Origin of the sequence: Methanothermococcus sp., from assembly GCF_015523155.1 — an archaeon.
GTDB lineage: Archaea > AGJL01 > Methanococci > Methanococcales > Methanococcaceae > Methanofervidicoccus.
The window spans coordinates 1-16,297 of record NZ_WAKW01000064.1 but is presented as its reverse complement, the minus strand read 5'-3'; the positions used below and the strand labels follow the sequence as shown (position 1 = coordinate 16,297).

The 16,297-nt window shown below is 29.3% G+C and carries 18 protein-coding genes and 1 pseudogene; 12 read left to right on the top strand and 7 right to left on the bottom strand.

Translation table 11 applies throughout. From position 1 onward, the window contains the following. On the bottom strand, positions 1-459 hold the full coding sequence (gene moaC, locus F7B34_RS06420) for a cyclic pyranopterin monophosphate synthase MoaC (protein ID WP_292461007.1): 459 nt from the start codon (positions 457-459) through the stop codon (positions 1-3). A gap of 93 nt (positions 460-552) precedes the next feature. Between moaC and F7B34_RS06415 the strand changes: the two genes are divergently transcribed. The 8 genes and pseudogenes from F7B34_RS06415 to F7B34_RS06380 all read left to right on the top strand — a co-directional run bounded on the left by F7B34_RS06415 (position 553) and on the right by F7B34_RS06380 (position 9,320). Further along, positions 553-987: an Rrf2 family transcriptional regulator gene (locus F7B34_RS06415; RefSeq protein WP_292461006.1), complete on the top strand. Its 435-nt coding sequence runs from the start codon at positions 553-555 to the stop codon at positions 985-987. Then, positions 984-1,541: a class IV adenylate cyclase gene (gene cyaB, locus F7B34_RS06410; RefSeq protein WP_292461005.1), complete on the top strand. Its 558-nt coding sequence runs from the start codon at positions 984-986 to the stop codon at positions 1,539-1,541. The genes F7B34_RS06415 and cyaB overlap by 4 nt, the downstream gene beginning before the upstream one ends. Positions 1,542-1,820: 279 nt before the next feature. After that, the gene (infB, locus tag F7B34_RS06405; protein ID WP_292461004.1) at positions 1,821-3,614 is read left to right on the top strand and encodes a translation initiation factor IF-2; all 1,794 of its coding nucleotides are present in this window, start codon (positions 1,821-1,823) and stop codon (positions 3,612-3,614) included. 211 nt (positions 3,615-3,825) lie between these two features. After that, a complete protein-coding gene (locus F7B34_RS06400; protein ID WP_292461003.1) occupies positions 3,826-5,295 on the top strand; it encodes a DHH family phosphoesterase in 1,470 nt (489 codons plus the stop codon). Between the two features lie 67 nt (positions 5,296-5,362). Further along, a pseudogene (locus tag F7B34_RS06395) lies at positions 5,363-5,611 on the top strand (8-amino-7-oxononanoate synthase); the annotation flags it as partial. A 354-nt stretch (positions 5,612-5,965) separates the two neighbouring features. Next, positions 5,966-6,553, top strand: a complete 588-nt coding sequence (locus tag F7B34_RS06390; RefSeq protein WP_292461002.1) for a restriction endonuclease subunit S — start codon at positions 5,966-5,968, stop codon at positions 6,551-6,553. Beyond that, on the top strand, positions 6,543-8,042 hold the full coding sequence (locus F7B34_RS06385; protein WP_292461001.1) for a type I restriction-modification system subunit M: 1,500 nt from the start codon (positions 6,543-6,545) through the stop codon (positions 8,040-8,042). The genes F7B34_RS06390 and F7B34_RS06385 overlap by 11 nt, the downstream gene beginning before the upstream one ends. 33 nt (positions 8,043-8,075) lie before the next feature. Continuing rightward, positions 8,076-9,320: a restriction endonuclease subunit S gene (locus F7B34_RS06380; protein WP_292461000.1), complete on the top strand. Its 1,245-nt coding sequence runs from the start codon at positions 8,076-8,078 to the stop codon at positions 9,318-9,320. A gap of 118 nt (positions 9,321-9,438) precedes the next feature. Here the strand turns inward: F7B34_RS06380 and F7B34_RS06375 are convergent, their stop codons facing one another. Next, positions 9,439-9,684 (bottom strand): DUF2683 family protein, encoded by a 246-nt coding sequence (locus tag F7B34_RS06375; protein ID WP_292460999.1) that lies wholly within the window; start codon positions 9,682-9,684, stop codon positions 9,439-9,441. A gap of 138 nt (positions 9,685-9,822) precedes the next feature. Between F7B34_RS06375 and F7B34_RS06370 the strand changes: the two genes are divergently transcribed. From F7B34_RS06370 to F7B34_RS06355, 4 genes are read left to right on the top strand one after another with little or no spacing between them, the layout of a single operon-like run. Beyond that, on the top strand, positions 9,823-10,125 hold the full coding sequence (locus tag F7B34_RS06370; RefSeq protein ID WP_292460998.1) for a nucleotidyltransferase family protein: 303 nt from the start codon (positions 9,823-9,825) through the stop codon (positions 10,123-10,125). Then, positions 10,112-10,459 (top strand): DUF86 domain-containing protein, encoded by a 348-nt coding sequence (locus F7B34_RS06365; RefSeq protein ID WP_292460997.1) that lies wholly within the window; start codon positions 10,112-10,114, stop codon positions 10,457-10,459. Before F7B34_RS06370 ends, F7B34_RS06365 begins: the two co-directional genes overlap by 14 nt. 23 nt (positions 10,460-10,482) lie before the next feature. Beyond that, complete coding sequence (locus F7B34_RS06360) at positions 10,483-13,596, top strand: type I restriction endonuclease subunit R (protein ID WP_292460996.1); 3,114 nt, start codon at positions 10,483-10,485, stop codon at positions 13,594-13,596. Then, entirely contained in the window at positions 13,597-14,286 is a 690-nt protein-coding gene (locus tag F7B34_RS06355; RefSeq protein WP_292460995.1) for a M48 family metallopeptidase, read from the top strand. It begins immediately after the preceding gene. A gap of 384 nt (positions 14,287-14,670) precedes the next feature. Here the strand turns inward: F7B34_RS06355 and F7B34_RS06350 are convergent, their stop codons facing one another. From F7B34_RS06350 to F7B34_RS06330, 5 genes are read right to left on the bottom strand one after another with little or no spacing between them, the layout of a single operon-like run. Beyond that, positions 14,671-14,868, bottom strand: a complete 198-nt coding sequence (locus tag F7B34_RS06350; protein ID WP_292460994.1) for a DUF86 domain-containing protein — start codon at positions 14,866-14,868, stop codon at positions 14,671-14,673. A 44-nt stretch (positions 14,869-14,912) separates the two neighbouring features. Next, a complete protein-coding gene (locus F7B34_RS06345; protein WP_292460993.1) occupies positions 14,913-15,062 on the bottom strand; it encodes a DUF86 domain-containing protein in 150 nt (49 codons plus the stop codon). After that, entirely contained in the window at positions 15,052-15,354 is a 303-nt protein-coding gene (locus tag F7B34_RS06340; protein WP_292461021.1) for a nucleotidyltransferase family protein, read from the bottom strand. Before F7B34_RS06340 ends, F7B34_RS06345 begins: the two co-directional genes overlap by 11 nt. Before the next feature lie 36 nt (positions 15,355-15,390). Continuing rightward, positions 15,391-15,741: a DUF86 domain-containing protein gene (locus tag F7B34_RS06335; RefSeq protein ID WP_292460992.1), complete on the bottom strand. Its 351-nt coding sequence runs from the start codon at positions 15,739-15,741 to the stop codon at positions 15,391-15,393. Then, complete coding sequence (locus F7B34_RS06330; RefSeq protein WP_292460991.1) at positions 15,725-16,030, bottom strand: nucleotidyltransferase family protein; 306 nt, start codon at positions 16,028-16,030, stop codon at positions 15,725-15,727. Before F7B34_RS06330 ends, F7B34_RS06335 begins: the two co-directional genes overlap by 17 nt. Between the last annotated feature and the right edge of the window lie 267 nt (positions 16,031-16,297).

Genomic DNA, 16,297 nt, shown 5'->3' with positions numbered 1-16,297 from the left:
TCACTTTTTAATCTTCCCTATAACCTTTATTCCATATATTTCAGTGTTAGGGTACTGACCATTTTCATCTTTTTCAATTGCCTTTACCATATCCCAGATAGTCAGAAGTGCAACAGAAACCCCAGTAAGTGCTTCCATCTCTATGCCAGTTTTATATGTAGTTTTTACCCTTACCTCAACTTCGATATTATCTTCATGCACGGTAAAATCCACATTTATGGATGTAATAGGTAATGGATGGCACATTGGGATTATATTTGAAGTATTTTTTACAGCCATTATTCCTGCAACCTGTGCTGTTGTTAATACATCCCCTTTTATTAGTTCCTTTTTAGTTATTGCCTCTATCGTAGATGGTTTTAACCTTATAAATCCCTTTGCAATACATATTCTTTCAACATCTTTTTTATCTGACACATCAACCATTTTTACGCCTTTTTCATCAACATGAGTTAGCATAATTTTCCTCCACATTTGCGATATTTATATTTATTTATATACTTAGCAGTATATTATTAATATTATTATATAATATAACTATAATGTGAAATAATGAAGCTTGAAGGAACCACAAAAAAGATAATGGAATTATTAACTGAATATTCCACTACAAAAGATATTGCAGAACATTTAAATCTACATCCAAAAAATATAGATAGATACATCAGGGTTTTAAGAGATTTAGGGCTTGTGATGACAAAAAAAGGAAAAAACGGAGGGGTGTTTTTAACAGAGGAGGGAAGATATTTAATTGAAAAGAAATATATAAGTTTAATAACCATAAAGGTTCAGATAGTGGCAGAGGATAGAATAGGACTTTTAGCAGATATTTCATCGAAAATATCAAAAATAGGAGGGAATATCTTATCTACGACCCTTGAAAGGGAGCATGATGATGTGATTATTTGGCTTGTAATAGAAAATATTGAATTTGAAAAGCTAAAAGAAGTTTTAAAGGACGATGTAAAAAAACTGGTGATATTATGATAGAGGTTGAATTAAAGGCAAAACTTGAAAAAGAAGAAATACCAAATTTTATTCGTAAATTGGAAAATTTAGGTTTTGAGAAACTTGTTAAAAGGGAAGAAGTAGATATTTATTTTAATGGCATAGATAGAGATTTTAGAAAAACTGATGAAGCCCTTAGAATCAGAAAGTCTTTGGATATCGATAAAGAACATGTAAAATATTATATGACATATAAAGGTCCTAAAATGGATAACATATCAAAAACTAGGGAAGAGCTTGAAGTTAGAGTAAGTAATGGAGAATCTACAAAAAAAATCTTGGAAAAACTTGGTTTTAAACCTGTAAAACCCCTTACTAAAATAAGGGAAATATATAAAAAGGATGACATAGAAATATCCATAGATAATGTAAAAAATGTTGGAACCTATGTTGAGTTTGAAAAGATGGTAAAATTAGAATCTGAAAAAGAGAATGCCATACAAGAGCTTATTAATTTAATGAAAAGTTTAAATATTAGTAAGGATAAATTAGTAAAAACATCATATTTGGAGCTGAGGGATAAAAATGAGTAAAAAATATTCCAAGTCTAAAAAAATAGATAGTAGAAAATTAATAGCAATATTCATAGGAATAGCCATGATTTGCTCAGTGATTCCATTCTTTTTAATGAACTTATAAACATAATCTCTTTTATATAGTTATATATAATTGACTTTCCCTATTTTTTAAATAATATAAAAATAAGTAAGGTATGTTATTTATTTACAATTCTATTTATTACTTTATTTATTAACCTTATTTATCTAAAATTATTTATTTGATTTTATTTTCAATATAGGATGGTGATAGTTATGGCTTTAAGATGCCCAATAGTAAGTGTTCTCGGTCATGTCGATCATGGAAAAACAAGTTTGCTTGATAAAATAAGAAAAACAAGGATTACAAAGAGAGAAGCTGGCGGAATTACTCAACATATCGGTGCCAGTGAAATTCCAACGGATACAATAAAAAGAATATCGAAAGATTTACTTGGAATGTTAAAGGCTGATTTAACAATTCCTGGAATTTTGGTAATTGATACGCCGGGGCATGAGGCATTCACATCTCTGAGAAAAAGAGGAGGAGCTCTGGCAGATATTGCCATACTTGTAGTTGATATAAATGAAGGGTTTAAGCCTCAAACAATTGAAGCTGTCAATATATTAAAGCAGAATAAAACACCGTTTATAGTTGCAGCGAATAAATTAGATTTAGTTCCAGGATGGAATTCCGTTGATGGACCTTTTGTTTTAAATTTTAATGAAAAACAGCACCCTAATGCATTAACGGAATTTGAAATTAGATTATATGAAAATGTAATAAAACCATTAAATGAGCTCGGTTTTGAGGCAGACCTTTTTACAAGAGTAAAAGATATTACAAAAACTGTAAGCATCATACCAGTATCCGCCATTACTGGAGAAGGTATTCCTGATTTACTTGTTATGCTTGCAGGTTTAGCACAGAAGTTTTTGGAACAACATCTAAATTTAAATGTTGAAGGTCCTGCAAAGGGAACAGTTCTTGAGGTTAAAGAAGAGAGGGGTCTTGGAAAAACAATTGATGCCATAATATATGATGGTGTTGCTAAACAAGGGTATTATCTTGTAGTGGGGAATCCAACTGGTGTGGTAGTTTCAAGGATTAAGGCACTTCTAAAACCAAAACCTTTGGATGAGATGAGAGACCCAAGGGATAAGTTTAAACCTGTGAAAGAGGTGGCTGCGGCGTCAGGGCTTAAAATATCTGCACCAGATTTAGATAATGTCATAGCAGGGAGTCCATTGAGAATCGTTCCAAAAAATAAAGTAGAAGAAGCTAAAAAAGAAATTATGAAAGAGATAGAAGAAACCGCAATACCAACTGATGATGAAGGAATAATTATTAAGGCAGATACAATGGGCTCATTGGAAGCTCTTGCAAATGAATTGAGGAAAAAGGATGTTAAAATTAAAAAGGCAGAAGTAGGGGATGTTTCTAAGAAAGATATTATAGAAGCATCATCCTATGCTCAATCTAACCCATTAAATGGCGTTGTAGTAGCTTTTAATACAAAGATACTTCCAGACGCGAAAACAGAAATGGAAAAATCAGAAATAAAAGTATTTGAAGGAAATATTATATATAAATTAGTTGAAGATTATGAGGAATGGTTTAAAGAAATGAAGGAGCTCATGAAATCAGATGAATTTAACAAACTCACAAAACCTGCAATTTTAAAGATACTTCCAAACTGCATATTTAGAAAGAGCAAACCTGCAATATGTGGAGTAGAGGTTTTATATGGGACGTTAAAGATAGGAAGCCAGATAATGGGCGAAGATGGAAAAAGATTGGGATATGTTAAAGAAATAAAAAATAACCAGCAGGAAAACATAAAAGAGGCAAAAGTTGGTATGCAGGTGCCTATTTCAATTGAAGGAAATATTATGCTTGGAAAGCATGTAAAGGAAAATGATATACTCTATGTAGATATCCCCGAAAATGAAGTTAGAAAACTGCATCATGAATATAGGGATGAATTAAGAGGAGATGAAAAAGAGGCCTTAGAAAGATATGTTGAATTAAAAAGAAAATTGGAAAATAATATGTTTTGGGGCATATAATAATCATAATTATACCATATATATTGTACATATTTTCCTTCCTTATTTCTTCGCACCATATCAAAGTTAAAATAAATATATAAAAAATTAAATACATTTAAATTAAAATCGTAAATAATATATACAATATAAGTTAAAGATAAATAAAAATTAGATTTAAGAAATATTAATAAACTTATTAAATCTAATCCTTATTCTTTGGAGGCATATTATGATATTGATTATTGGTTATGGCTCTTTTGGTCGTAAGGTTGTAAATTATGCCAAAATCCTAGATAAAGTTGTTGTAATTGATAAAAATGCTTCGGTATTTGAATCTCTTGAAAAAGTCGATTTTAATTATATTGTAGGGGATGCATCTGAGAAAGAAACACTCATTAAGGCAAATATCCAAGATGCAGACACTATATTGGTGCTAACTAATGAATACGAAATAAACAAAAAAATAGCAGAATTGGTGTCTGAACTAAATCCAAAAGGATATCTAATAGTTAGGGGTATTGTAAAATATCCTGATTTATACTCGGGTATTGATGTAAATAAAATAATTTATCCAATAGAGTGTGCAGCTAAGGAAGTCATACATGAAATCGAAAAATCTAAACTAAGAAGAAAATTAATGGATTTGAAAGAAATAGTTATGGATGTTAAAGTAAGACATAATAACACCACTTCTGAAAATTCTAAATTACTGGAAAATAATGAAAATAGTAATAGAAATGTTCCTTTTTTGATTGTTATGCACAATAATCCAGATCCAGATTCAATAGCTAGTGCAATGGCTTTAAAAAGAATAATGGGAAAATGGGGAGTGGATGCGGATATAACCTATGGTGGAAAAATAGGATTTGATGAAAATAAGGCAATGGTTAATTTATTGGGTGTAAAATTAACCCATATAGATAATGTCAATTTAGAAAATTATGAAGGTATTGCAGTGGTGGATGCATCCTCTTCAAAGGTATTACCAATAGATACTAAAACTCATAAAATAGATATCATTATAGATCATCATGACAATGGAGATTTAACTGCTGATTACATGGATATCCAACCAGATATTGGGGCTGCATCTACTATTTTAACGGGTTATTTAATACATTTAAACATGACACCAAAACAGGATTTAGCCACTGCCCTTTATTATGCCATATGTACGGATACAAACTATTTTAAAAGAAAAACCTCTAAAAAGGACTTTGAAGCTGCTGGATATTTGCAGGATTTAATGGACCCAAAAACATTAGAGATGATAGAAAATCCTGAAATGGATACTGAAACCATGGAAATACTGGCAACAGCAATTATTAACAGAAAAATAATTAGAAGCAGCATAGCTCTTTCATATGTTGGAATGATAAAAAATAGGGATGCATTACCAAAAGCTGCGGATTTTTTACTTAAAATGGAAGGTATCACAACAACATATGTTTTTGGAATCTCTGAAAACAAAATACATATAAGTGCGAGAACGAAAGATTTAAGGGTTGATGTTGGGGATATAATGAAGAGGGCATTTGGAGGAGGAGGTCACCAAAACTCTGCTGCGGCAAGTATAGACCTTGGGATTTTTGAATCAGTTTCAGATAAAGATTCCCTTAGAACGTTGGTTGAAGAGGCAATTCAAACTAAAATACTTGAAGTTATGGGCATTGGAGAAAGTGGGGAAAAGCCTAATTAAATTTTTATTATTTTTTTAACTTATTCCGCAAGAAGTCCCCTTCTGTTATAAATCCTTTGGATTTTAGCTCGCAAATAAAATTTTTAAAGAACAGGATTTAATAGAAGAAGATAATTTAACGCCCATTTATCCGTTCATTTTTAAAGAAAAAACCATGGATATTGCAGAACATTTAATAAAAAATAATATCTTCTGTGTGGGAATTAGATATCCAACTGTTCCAAGAGGTATGGAGAGGTTAAGAGTTAGTATAAATGTTGGACATGATGAGGGTAATTTCAGAGCTCTGTGTGAATGTATTAATGTTTTAAATTAAATAATGTTTATTATTTATCCTTTTTTCTTTTTTAGAATAATATGGGCATGGTAAGGTTTAGAAATTTGCAAAATAATAATAAATTTGATATTAAATGGGCTTTTAAGGTACTACTATTTATAATTTTTGATTTAATTTTTTTCGATATATATAATTTAAAATATATATTGCTTTAAAAGTAGTATAAAATAAAAATTATTTTTTGTAATCTAAAAAAGGGGACTATAATCTCAATTTATTTAATACCATTAGGTATATATAGTATTAAGTGCAATGATATTATGAAATTGTATATTACATTAATGTAATAAATTATCCATAAAATAATAATACTAAATAACTACTGGTGATTATTTGAAAATAAAAGATATTGCCATTGCAAAATCTGGAATGGTTTTGTCAAGAAAAAGGGCAGATAGGTTTGAAAAACCTGCCGAAAAATACAAAGTTTTGACATTAAAATCCATTTCAAAGTATGGTAAAATAAACCATGAAGATTTGGAAGAATACTATTCTTCTGAAAAACTATCAGAGGACTATCTTACAAAGGAAGGAGATGTAGTAGTTAGACTTAGAGAACCAATAATAGCCACATATATTGGTAAAGAAGATGAAAATATACTAGTGCCATCTTATTTTCTGAAAATTAGAGTGTTAAGTGATAAAATATTACCTCAATATCTAACTCATTATCTAAATTCTAAGAAGGCGCAAAAACAGTTTAGACAGCATATTGCTGGAACAAGTATTCCAATGATAAAGCCCAATGTAATTAAGAGTTTAGAAGTTCCAAATGTTTCATTGGATAGGCAAAGGGCAATTATAAAATTTTTAGATTGCGCCCAGAAGGAATTAATTTTATTAGACAATTTGATAGAATTAAAAGAAAAATACTACAAAGGCATTTGTGATAAATTAATGAAGGGATATAATGAGGAGTAATGAAGATAAAACCACACAAGATACAATAAATTCAATATTATGGAAGGCATGCGATACATTCAGGGGGACAGTAGATTCATCTCTTTACAAAGATTATATTTTAACAATGTTATTCGTAAAATTCTTATCCGATTATTACAAGGAGAAAAAAGAAGAATTAAAAAAGAGATTTGGGGATAAAGAATATAGAATTAAAAAATTCCTTGAATTAGAAAAATTCGTTTTAGATGACAACTGCACATTTGAATATTTGTATGAAAATAGAAATGCCGATAACTTGGGAGAGCTCATCAATAAAGTATTGGAAAAGATTGAAGAAGATAATAAAGAAAAACTTGAAGGAGTATTTAGGAATATAGATTTTAACAGTGAAATAATTTTGGGGAAAACCAAAGAAAGAAATGCAATGTTGAAGCATCTTTTGGAGGATTTCAATGACCCGAGATTAGATTTAAGACCTTCAAAACTTGCGGGAAATGATGTAATAGGAGACGCATACGAGTATATGATAGCATATTTTGCAAGTGATGCAGGTAAAAAAGGGGGTGAATTTTTCACACCTTCGCAGGTTTCGAAGTTATTGGCAAAATTGGTAAAACCAAAATCTGGGGTAAGAATATACGACCCTACTTGTGGTTCTGGTTCTTTATTAATTAAAGTTGCAAAGGAAGTTCCAGACAATAACTATCAAATATATGGGCAGGAGAAAAACGGGCAAACTCATTCTTTATGTAGGATGAATATGTTTTTACATAATCTTGATGATGCTATAATTTGGAGGGGCGACACCATAAGAAACCCGCAAAATATTAAAGATGATGAGTTTATGAAGTTTGATATTGTAGTGGCAAATCCTCCTTTTTCACTTGATAAATGGGGCTATGAAGAGGCTAAAAACGATAAATACGGGAGGTTTAAATATGGACTTCCGCCAAAATCAAAGGGGGATTACGCATTTGTTCAACATATGTTAGCTTCTGCAAATGAAAATGGTGTTGTTGGTGTTATATTACCGCACGGGGTATTATTTAGGGGAGCAAGCGAGGGAAAAATAAGAAAACAGATTATAGAGGATAATTTACTTGACGCAGTAATTGGACTACCTGAGGGACTGTTTTATGGAACAGGAATTCCCGCGTGCATATTGATATTTAAAAAGAATAAAAAAACCGATGATGTAATATTTATAGATGCAAGTAGGGACTTTGAGAAGGGTAAAAATCAAAATAAATTAAGGGATGAAGATATTGAAAAAATTGTAGATACTTACCACAATAGAAAAGAGATTGAGAAATATTCCCATATAGCAACACTTGAAGAAATTAGGGAGAACGACTACAATTTAAACATTCCGAGGTATGTAGATACCTTTGAAGAGGAAGAACCTGTTGATTTGGAAAAGGTTAAAAAAGAAATTGAAAAAGTTGAAGGGGAATTATTGGAAGTTAAAAAGGAAATGAAGAAGTATTTAGATGAATTAGGGTTGTAATTATAATTTTTATTTATTTTTTTGGTGGTATTTATGGAAGATTTAAAAAAAGGATATAAAAATTTACCCAAATCAAAGATTTGTGAATTGCCTAACGGCAAAACAGAAATAGGGATTATTCCAGAGGATTGGGAAGTTGTTAAATTGGGAGAAATAAGCTTTTTAAAAGGTAGAATTGGATGGCAAGGATTAACAACTAACGAATATTTGAATGATGGTGATTATTATTTAGTATCTGGCGTAGATTTTAAAGATGGTAAAGTTGATTGGCAAAATTGTTACTATGTAGATAAAAAAAGATATGAGATGGATAAAAATATACAGCTAAGAAATGGTGACTTATTAATTACTAAGGATGGAACTATTGGAAAAGTAGCATTTATTAATGAATTACCTAAAAAAGCAACTTTAAACAGCGGGGTGTTTGTGTTAAGACCAATTAATAATGCATACTATCCAAAATTTGTTTATTATATTTTAACATCATTTATATTCAATAAATTTATACATACTCTTAAAGCAGGTTCTACGATTAGTCATTTATATCAAAAAGATTTTATTTTATTCAAATTTCCGCTTCCACCACTCCCAGAACAGCAAAAAATAGCCGAAATATTATCAACTTGGGATAATGCTATTGAAAAATTGGAAGAATTAATCAATAAAAAAATTGAATATAAAAAAGGTTTAATGCAAAAATTATTAAGTGGAGAATTAAGATTCCCAGAATTTAAAGAAGAATGGGAAGAGGTTAGATTGGGGGATATTTGCGAAATCAAAAAAGGAACTCAATTGAATAAATTAAATTTGTTAAAAACGGGAAAATATCCTGCAATAAATGGGGGGATTGACCCTTCAGGATACACCAATAAATGGAATGAAGAAGAAAATACCATTACAATAAGCGAGGGAGGGAATTCTTGTGGGTATGTTAATTTTATTAAGCAAAAATTTTGGTGTGGAGGGCATTGTTATGCCCTAAAGAATTTGAAAATCGATAAAATTGACAAATTATTTTTATATCAAATATTAAAACATAAAGAAAGAAGAATAATGAAATTGAGGGTAGGTTCAGGACTGCCAAATATTCAAAAAAAAGATTTACAATATTTTAAAATCACACTCCCACCACTCCAAGAACAGAAAAAAATAGCCGAACTCTTAACACTTCAAGACAAAGAAATAGAATTACTTAAAAAGAAATTAAACCTACTAAGAGAACAGAAAAAAGGACTTATGCAAAATCTTTTAACTGGACGAATTAGAGTAAAAGTATAACTTTTAATTTATCTAAAAAAATTAATCTTTTCGTAATTTTTCCATTACTTTCAATAATCTTTTATTTGTATATTTGTAAGTATTCTATCTAATGAGGGCATAATTCAATATTATACCCCTATTCACCCAAATATCTTTTATTTAGTTCTTCAACAGAGTTAATATTTATAAATTTTTCGTTTTCCATAATCTTCTTTATTTTCTCAACATAATCAGGTTTTAACTCTGGTTCCAATAATAATTCCGCATATTCTTCTATTATCTTATTTATCGCTTCATTTTTATCTTTAAGGTTGTATTTTGCCTTTATAATGTTAATTATCTGATTATTCTCATCTGAAATATTAACTATTGCTTTAACCATTTGACACCACCATTTTATTTATATAATATTAACATGATATTAATAGTATATATATTTTTAGGATGACCCATAAACGGAAAACCATTTATAAAAAATTCCCTAAATTTTATCATATATCGGAGCTCCGAAGGGGATAATATGAAAACCTTAAACGAGATTAAAAAAATACTTTTAGAACATAAAAAGGAATTAAGAGAAAAATACAAAGTTAAAACCATCGGAATATTTGGAAGTTATGCAAGAGGGGAGCAAAAGGAAACTTCGGACATTGATATTTTAGTTGAATTTTATGAATTGCCCAGTTTATTAAAATTTGTGAATTTGGAAAATTATTTATCTGATTTGCTAAACATTAAGGTTGATTTAGTATTAAAAGATGATATTAGAAAAGAATTGAAGGAAAGCATCTTAAAGGAGGAGATACCTATTGAAGAAGGTTGATATATATTTAAAGGATATTATTGAACATATGGACTTAGCAGAGGAATTTATAGAACATATGGAATTTGAAGAATTTATAATGGATAAAAAAACACAATTTGCAGTAATCAGGTGTATAGAAGTAATTGGGGAAGCAGTTAAGAACATACCTATAAATTTGAGAGAAAAATACCCAGAAATACCATGGAGAGATATTGCAGGCATGAGGGATAAATTAATCCATGCCTATTCTGATATAAATGTAAAACTAATTTGGATGGTTGTTAAAGATGACATTCCAGAAACTAAACCAAAAATTGAAAAAATTTTAAAAGAGCTCGACAATGATATATAAGTCGGAGCTCCGAGGGGGATAGTATGCTAAATAATCAAATACACACTGAAAATTCAATTCAAAAAAATGAAGTAGTTAAATTATTAAAAAATATGGGATATACATATATTTCAGAGGAAGAAAACAAAGAACTAAGAAACCACAAACTAAAAGAGGTAATTTTAAAACCCATTTTAAAAGAACAATTAAATAAACTAAACTCATACACTTACAAGGGGAAAACATATAAATTTTCTGAAAAAACAATAAATAAGGCAATTGAAGATTTAGATGTTCCGCTAATAGAAGGATTATTAAAAACAAATGAAAGAATATACGACCAATTAATACTCGGAAATTCATACACAGAAACCTTAGAAGACGGAAGTAAAAGAAGTTTTAGTTTAAAATATATTGACTGGGAACATCCAGAAAATAATGTTTATCACTTCACAGAAGAATTTACAGTAGAAAAACAAGACCTAACATCAAAGGAAAAAACCAAAAGACTCGATATAGTCCTTTTTGTAAATGGAATACCCTTGGCAGTAATCGAACTTAAACGGAGCTCCGTTCATATCAGCAAGGGCATTGAGCAAATAATACACTACCAAAGAAATGAGAATATACCTCATTTTTTTAGATATATTCAAATCACAATGGCAGGAAATCCCCACAGTGTAAAGTATGCCACAACAGGAACAGAAAAAAAATTCTGGTCAGTTTGGAGGGAGGAAGAAAATCACGAACCTATTTTAAAAAATCTAATAAAAAATAGAATGATTACAGAATTAGACAGGAATATTTATTCACTTTTCAATAAATCCCGATTCCTTGAATTAATTTACATTTACACTTTATTTGATGCAAATGTTAAAAAAATAGCAAGGTTTCAACAGTATTTTGCAATTAAAGAAACATTAAAAACAATTGATGAATTTGATGCCACTGGAAAAAGAAATGGGGGTTTAATATGGCATACTCAAGGTTCTGGAAAGTCATTAACTATGGTTATGCTTGCAAGGGCGTTAAAAAGAAAAATACCAAATTCTAAAATACTCATAATTACGGATAGAAAAAGTTTAGACAGACAGATAAATAAAACATTTCACCATGCAGGGTTTGGGGAAGATGTAAAGCGTGCTACATCAGGGCGTAATTTTGTAGAACTACTTAAAGATAATAGAAATTATGTAATTACCTCAGTTATAAACAAATTTACCACAGTTTTAAACAGCAATTTCAAAGATGAAAGCCACAATATTTTTGTTTTAGTTGATGAAAGCCATAGAACACAATACGGATTATTACACACAAGAATGAAAAAAGTATTGCCTAATGCTTGTTATATTGGCTTCACAGGAACACCTCTTATGAAGAAAGAGAAAAATTCCTTTAAAAAATTTGGAAGAATGATTCACAAATATACGATGGATGAGGCGGTGAGAGATAAGGCAGTAGTTCCATTATTATACGAAGGTAGGGAAGTTTTACAGAAGGTAATAAATGAGGAATATCTTGATAAAAAATTTGAATTAATTTCAAGAAACCTAAATGAAGAGCAAAAGGCAGATTTAAAACGAAAATGGACAAAATTCCAAAAAATAGCATCAAGTGAGAAAAGATTAGAAGCAATAGTATTGGATATTTACGAGCACTATACCAGTTTATTAAAAGGCACTGAATTTAATGCCATGCTTGCCACAAATTCAAAGTTTGAAGCAATAAGATACCATAAACTTTTTGAGCAATACACCGACTTAAAAACTGCATTTGTAATATCTCCCCCAGATATGAAAGAAGGGGCAGAGGAAATAAATGAAGATTTATCCACAAGCGAAAAAAATAAAAAACTTGTCCAATCCGAATGGAAAAAAATAATTGAAAAATACGGTAGTGAAGATACCTACGAAGAAAAAATAAAGGATAAATTCCTAAACGGTGAATTGGATATTTTAATAGTTGTCGATAAACTTTTAACAGGTTTTGACGCACCAAGGGCAAAAGTGCTTTATATCGATAAAGAATTAAAAGACCACAAACTTTTACAGGCAATTGCAAGGGTAAATAGAATTTATGAAGGAAAAGATTACGGTATAATTATAGATTACAGGGGACTACTTGGGAATTTAGACAGAGCTCTTACATCATATTCGTCACTTTCAAACTTTGATGAAGGTGATATAGTAAATTCAGTAGTGGATATTAGAAAATGGATAGCAGATGTAAAAACTTATTACTCACATTTAAACGATTTATTTAAGGATGTTAAAAATAAAAACGATAGAGAGGAATATGAAATACATCTTGCAGATGAAAATAAAAGGCGTAAATTTTATGAACTCCTAAAAAAATACTCAAAGGCACTTTCTATTGCCCTATCCAGTGAAAAAATATATGATGTTCTTGAAGACCCTGAAAGATATAAAAAGGCAATGAAATTCTATTCAGACCTTAGAAAAAGCGTATCAATAAGATACTACGAAAAAATAGACTTTGGAGAGTATGAAAACCAAATGCAAAAACTTTTAGATACTCATATCGATGCAAATGGTGTAAATCATCTTACCGAACTTGTAAATATTTTCGATGTTGAAAAATTTGACAGTGTAATTATTAAAATTGAAGGAAAAAGAGCAAAGGCAGACACTATCAGAAGTGCAGTTGAAAGACATATTAAAACCAAATGGGATGAAAATCCAATATACTACCAAACATTATCCGAAAGAATTAAGGAAGTTCTTGAAAAATACCACGATAAAAGAATTTCCGATGAGGAATATCTTAAAAGTATGCAAAATTTACTATCCGACATTAGAAAAGGAGAGGAGCTCTACGCTTACCCCGATATTATAAAAAATAATTCAAATGCAAAGGCGTTATTTGATAACATACTACCCTTATTTAAGAGTGAATTAAAAAACAAAGGTATTGATGACATTGATAAGTTGGTTGCAGAAACCTCTTTGGAATTCCATAAAATACTTGTTGATAATTGTAAAGTAGATTGGAAGAAAAATTTAGAAGTTCATAGACAAATAAAACGGGATATGGCGGTAATATTATGGGATTTAGAAGATAAATATGGGATAAGTTTGGATATTGATAAAATAGTAGAAACTGTAATAAGTATCGCACTTAACCGATACGGTGGTTAAATGAATACCAATGCAAAAACGGATAATATAATAAATAATGTAAAAATTTTAAGAAAGGATATAAAAAACATTTATCTTGTAGTAAATCCAGATTGTTCAGTTGTGTTAAAGGTTCCAGAATCTACTTCCGAAGATTTTATAAATTCCTTTTTGAAAAAGAAGGAGCATTGGATTAAAAGGCAGTTAGAATATTTTCAAAATATGGTAAAACCTGTCCAAAAAGATTATGTAAGTGGAGAAAGTTTTGCATATCTTGGGAGGCAATACCGTTTGAAAGTCCATAAATCAGACAGAGAAGAAGTAATATTAAAAAGTCCATATATTCATCTTTATGTGAGGGATAAAGAAAATTTAGAGAGAAAAAAGAAAGTTTTGGAATGCTGGTATAGATTGAAAGCAAAAGAAAAATTTTCAGAACTTTTAAATAAACACTATGCTAAAATTACGAATAACAAACCTAAGCTCGAAGTTAGAAAAATGAAAAAAAGATGGGGTTCTTGTAATTATGATAAAAATAAAATTATATTAAATTTAAAATTAATAGAAAAGCCAAAATATTGTATTGAGTATGTCATACTACATGAGCTCGCACATTTAAAATATCCATATCATAATAAAGATTTTTATAATTACCTAACTGTTTTAATGCCTGATTGGGAGTGGAGGCGGGATAAATTAAATGAATGCTAAAAAACAACAAAAAATTTATATACTTCTTTTTTTAAATTAAAAATAGAAAATAGAACTTTCGCATGCATATTTAAATATTTTGATATAGCATTTACGATAAACTATTTAATATATAATTATGATTTTTTAAAATGATAAAAGTTTATTTTGAGGATAGTATGCTAAAAAAGGCGAGGTCTATCTTTATATGCTCTTTATATTACTTTCAGAGATTAATTCGTGTGTATGGTGCTATCGCCATAAATCTAACAAATCCGATATTGCTCTTTTTAGATGTTAAATAGTTCCCTTCGATTTTTAAAACCGATTTATCCCTTCTATGCTTTTCGTTTACTTCGTAAGCGAGGACTTTAAGGCATTGGTATTTATTATAGTTAATAAAATTTATGGTATGTTTTCGAGCTCTTTTAAAATTTTTTCAATACTGTTTTTTAGGTTTGGAATTTTATTTATTACTACATCATAAACTAAATAATAATCTACCCCGAAGTATTTATGAATTAAAACGTCCCTCATTCCTGCAATATTCCGCCATTGTATTTCTGAATGATTTTCTTTTATTTCATTTGGTATGTTTTTCACCGCATCGGAGCGAAGCGGAGAGCTACAAATCCGTTAGGATTTGTTCAATCGCCAATTATTTCCAAACTTCGAACAAATGCCCGTTTTAATGTTTCGTCTTCTATAAATGTATTATAATCTAAATTATTTGATGTGCTTAGCAAATATTCACACTCATCGAGTATGTGTAGTAAGTATTTTCTTTTATCCTTCAATATATTCAACCTCCGATAGTATTTCATTTCTTAAATGTTTGGAAATGCTTTCTTTGGTTAATAAATCAATATCTGTTTTAAAAATATCTTTTAAATAATAATAAAGGTTCATAAAATTATCAAAATTTTTATATCCTTCTTCAAATTCAACTAATATGTCTATATCCGAAGTTTCCTTTTGCTCCCCTCTTGCATAGCTCCCAAATATATCTATTGTTTTAACTTTGTATTTTTCCCTTAATTCCTTTTTGTGTTCTAAAAGTATCTTTTTAATCTCGTTTAATGTTTTTATATTATCCCCCTTCGGAGCTCCTATTCACTATATAATTTATATATTTCTGAGCTCATTTAATATTTGAATAATATCCTCTTTTAAATACGGCAATTTATTTTCAATAACATCCCAAATAATTAAAAGATTTATTTTAAAATAACTATGTATTAAAACATCTCTAAATCCTGCTATCTTTTTCCAATCGCTATTAGGATATTTTGATTTTATTTCGTCGGGGATTTTTTTAACTGCTTCACCAATTATCATTAGGTTTTTAATTACTGCATCTTGAACTATTTGCTGTTCTAAAAATTCATCATAGGTATTAATATTATAAGTGTAATTTTCTATTCTTTCTATTGCATCTAAAATATCATTTAAATATAATTTATAATCCCTCGGCATATTCAACCTCATTTAGAATATACTTTTTTAGCTCTGGTTTAACATCATCTTTAATTACTAAATCGACTTTTTTATTGAATAAATCCTCTAAATAGTATTTTAATCCCATGTAGTTATCAAAATTTATATATCCTTCTTCAAATTCAACTAATATGTCTATATCCGATGTTTCTTTCTGCTCCCCTCTTGCGTAGCTCCCAAATATACCTATTGTTTTGACTTTGTATTTTTCTTTTAGTTCTTTTTTATGTTCTAAGATAATCTTTTTAATCTCGTTTAAGGTTTTCATGTTAATTCCCTCGGAGCTCCGATATAGAAATTTTAGATATAAAAATTAAAAGTTAATAATTATTTTGTAATAAATGTTTATTAAACTTACTCTAATCGTCCAGTTAGAAGATTTTGTATAAGTCCTTTTTTATGGTTTAATTGAATATTATTAATCCTACTTCCAAAATTTATAAAAAATATTTTATTATAAAATATTTATAATTCACTGGTGATATCATGTTATTCATCACAGGAACAGATACAGGAGTAGGAAAAACTTATGTTT

What these genes read in the sequence shown, in the direction of transcription:
- moaC (WP_292461007.1), bottom strand. Translation starts at nt 459, where the DNA reads ATGCTAACTCATGTTGATGAAAAAGGCGTAAAAATGGTTGATGTGTCA.
- F7B34_RS06415 (WP_292461006.1), top strand. Translation starts at nt 553, where the DNA reads ATGAAGCTTGAAGGAACCACAAAAAAGATAATGGAATTATTAACTGAA.
- cyaB (WP_292461005.1), top strand. Translation starts at nt 984, where the DNA reads ATGATAGAGGTTGAATTAAAGGCAAAACTTGAAAAAGAAGAAATACCA.
- infB (WP_292461004.1), top strand. Translation starts at nt 1,821, where the DNA reads ATGGCTTTAAGATGCCCAATAGTAAGTGTTCTCGGTCATGTCGATCAT.
- F7B34_RS06400 (WP_292461003.1), top strand. Translation starts at nt 3,826, where the DNA reads ATGATATTGATTATTGGTTATGGCTCTTTTGGTCGTAAGGTTGTAAAT.
- F7B34_RS06385 (WP_292461001.1), top strand. Translation starts at nt 6,543, where the DNA reads ATGAGGAGTAATGAAGATAAAACCACACAAGATACAATAAATTCAATA.
- F7B34_RS06380 (WP_292461000.1), top strand. Translation starts at nt 8,076, where the DNA reads ATGGAAGATTTAAAAAAAGGATATAAAAATTTACCCAAATCAAAGATT.
- F7B34_RS06375 (WP_292460999.1), bottom strand. Translation starts at nt 9,684, where the DNA reads ATGGTTAAAGCAATAGTTAATATTTCAGATGAGAATAATCAGATAATT.
- F7B34_RS06370 (WP_292460998.1), top strand. Translation starts at nt 9,823, where the DNA reads ATGAAAACCTTAAACGAGATTAAAAAAATACTTTTAGAACATAAAAAG.
- F7B34_RS06360 (WP_292460996.1), top strand. Translation starts at nt 10,483, where the DNA reads ATGCTAAATAATCAAATACACACTGAAAATTCAATTCAAAAAAATGAA.
- F7B34_RS06355 (WP_292460995.1), top strand. Translation starts at nt 13,597, where the DNA reads ATGAATACCAATGCAAAAACGGATAATATAATAAATAATGTAAAAATT.
- F7B34_RS06335 (WP_292460992.1), bottom strand. Translation starts at nt 15,741, where the DNA reads ATGCCGAGGGATTATAAATTATATTTAAATGATATTTTAGATGCAATA.
- F7B34_RS06330 (WP_292460991.1), bottom strand. Translation starts at nt 16,030, where the DNA reads ATGAAAACCTTAAACGAGATTAAAAAGATTATCTTAGAACATAAAAAA.